This is a genomic window from Trueperaceae bacterium (genome assembly GCA_031581195.1).
GTDB lineage: Bacteria > Deinococcota > Deinococci > Deinococcales > Trueperaceae > SLSQ01.
In genome coordinates, this window is record JAVLCF010000190.1 from 1 (window position 1) to 2553 (window position 2553).

At 65.1% G+C, this 2553-nt stretch carries 2 protein-coding genes; one reads left to right on the forward strand and one right to left on the reverse strand.

The genetic code is table 11. The features are described from left to right. Positions 1-23: 23 nt before the first annotated feature. The gene (locus tag RI554_11275; protein ID MDR9392595.1) at positions 24-830 is read left to right on the forward strand and encodes a formyltransferase family protein; all 807 of its coding nucleotides are present in this window, start codon (positions 24-26) and stop codon (positions 828-830) included. Between the two features lie 676 nt (positions 831-1506). Here RI554_11275 and wbaP read toward each other — a convergent pair. Continuing rightward, the coding region (wbaP, locus tag RI554_11280; protein ID MDR9392596.1) for an undecaprenyl-phosphate galactose phosphotransferase WbaP at positions 1507-2553 on the reverse strand (1047 nt) is incomplete at its 5' end.

The window sequence follows — 2553 nt, forward strand, 5'->3', positions numbered from 1 at the left end:
GTAATCAAATTGGTTGACAAGCCATGAGCACGATGCACACTCAAGATCTCTCTGCCCGAGAACCCGTCGCGGCGCATGAAATCTACCTGGACGGTCGAGTCGTTGTATTTGGTTACAACTTTCCCCACAAGAAGACGCAAGAGGTTCTACTTCACATGTATGCGCGCGGACTGCGGATCGACACCGTGCTTGCAGCAGACCCGGTCACGCTCTCGATTCCTCCCTCCACTAGGCGAACGAAGATCCGGCATCGTGGGTTGATCCACCCGAGAGAGGTGGCAGCCGCAGTCGGAGCTGAGTACATCGTTTTGCCTCACAACTCTGCAGAAGCCGCGGCCTTCTTGCAGGAGGCTCGCCCCAAACTCGGGGTTATCGCAGGCGCCCGCATCCTTCGGGCGTGTGTAATCGAGCCATTCGAACTTGGCGTCATCAACCTCCACCCAGGTTTGCTGCCCAATGTACGGGGATTGGACTCCATGCTGTGGGCGATCCACGATGGGCTTCCACTTGGTGTCACCTCTCACCTCATCGACGCTCGTGTCGATGCGGGCCGCGTCCTGATTCGAAGGCCAATCGACGTGCTCGAGGACGACACACTGCTCGACCTCAGCGAGCGCCTATTCGAAACCGAGCTGGAGCTCATTGCTCCTTCGGTAGCTGCAAGTCTTGACGGTAGTGGTGAGTTGCTTCGAGGCTTACCGCCGTCACGTGGCAAGATGCCGCCGCAAGTCGAGCAGTTCGTCGTTGAAGAGCTCTTCCAGGACTACCGAGCACGGATGTCCAGAGGTTTCGACTCTGAGACCGCGACTAGTGAACGAAGTGCTTCGTAATGGCAGTGAATTACCTCCGCACCCTCATTCTCGAACTCACTTCCGAGTTCGAACTGCTCTGGGAAACGCTAAATGCGGACTTTCAACGCATGCTGCGTGACGGGCAGTTCATCGGCGGCCCAGACGTTGACCCGTGTTAAGGAGAATTCGCCGTGTACCCTGGAAGCGAGTTCGCGGTTGGCTTGAATAGTCGAAGGGACGTGCGCTTCGTCGGTCGACGCGCGCGGTGTCATGTCAGCGCCAGTTTGTTCATGGACGGCGGCGTTGTAACGCAATCAGTGCAAAAGCCCTATGAGCGCTGTTGCGGTGTGCTCGGCGTCCATCCGACACGCCTCACTCTGCGCGGGGGTGTTCTGGGCCGAGGCGTTGACGTGCGTACCGGACAATGGTCTCCGGTATCGCGCCTACCGACGTTGTGGACTTCGTCACCGGATGCATTCGCGCGCTTCTCCGCGTAGGGATTCATTTCGCGTCCGCGCGGCGTTCCGCCGCGCGTCAACCGTGGGGCAGAGTTCCACGCCGCGACATCGCTCCTACGTGAATCGCGCCCTCGATTCCAGCTCGCATGGGAAGTCTCCGTCGCCGGCGACGTCGGGAGGGCGAGGGGTTTGTGGTGGCGCACCGTTGCGCAAGGGCGATGCAAAGCGCGGGGAGCCTTCGCGGTGAGGGGTGCGCTTCAGTACGCCCCCTCATCGTTCAGCACGACGTCCACGGTCTTCCACAGGGTGACGAGGTCGATCCAGACGTTCCAGTTGCGGACGTAGTGGGCGTCGAGGGTGACGCGTTCTTCGTAGGTGGTGTCGTTGCGTCCGGAGACCTGCCAGACGCCGGTGATGCCGGGGCGGACGCGGGCGTAGAGGGCGAAGGCGTCGCCGTACTTGGGGCGTTCGTCGTCGGTGATGGGGCGGGGGCCGACGAGGCTCATGTCGCCGGTGAGGACGTTCCAGAGTTGGGGGAGTTCGTCGAGGCTGGTGCGGCGGAGGAGGGCGCCGACGGGGGTGATGCGGGGGTCGTTGCGGAGCTTGTGGTCCGCGTCCCATTCGGCGCGGAGGTGGGGGTGGTTCCGGAGGTGGGTCTCGAGGATGGCGTCGGCGTTCGGGACCATGGTGCGGAACTTCCAGATGGTGAAGGGGCGGCCGTGCCGGCCGATGCGGCGTTGCCCGTAGAGGATGGGGCCGGGTCCGGAGGTGCGGACCAGGAGGGCGAGGGCGAGGAGGAGGGGGGTGATCAGGAGCCCCCCGAGGGTGGTGGCGACGACGTCGAAGGTGCGTTTGAGGGCGCGGTTGGTGGGGGACGACAGGCCGACGCGGACCTCGAGGGCGAGGAGGCCGTCGAGGTCGCTGACGCGGACGTCGCGGCTGGGGAGGCCGGCGAGGGTGGGGACGAACTGGACGACGTCGAAGGTCTTCGAGGCGCCGGTGACGAGGTCGTCGCGGACGCGGGGGTGGAGGGTGTCGGGGGTGACGACGGCGTGCCGGATCCCGTGGGTGCGGGCGTAGGGCTCGACCGCGTCGAGGGGACCGACGACGGGGACGGTGCCGAGCGCGGTGCCGTGGAGGGCGGGGTCGTCGTCGAAGGCGGCGACGGGGTGAAGTCCGTCGAGGGGCGTGGCTTCGAGGGCGCGCGCGACGCGCGCGCCGGTCGCGCCAGCCCCGACGAGGAGGACGGGGCGGCCCCAGAGCCCGAGGCGGAGAAGGGCCCGTTTGGCGAGGGCGCGGGCGGG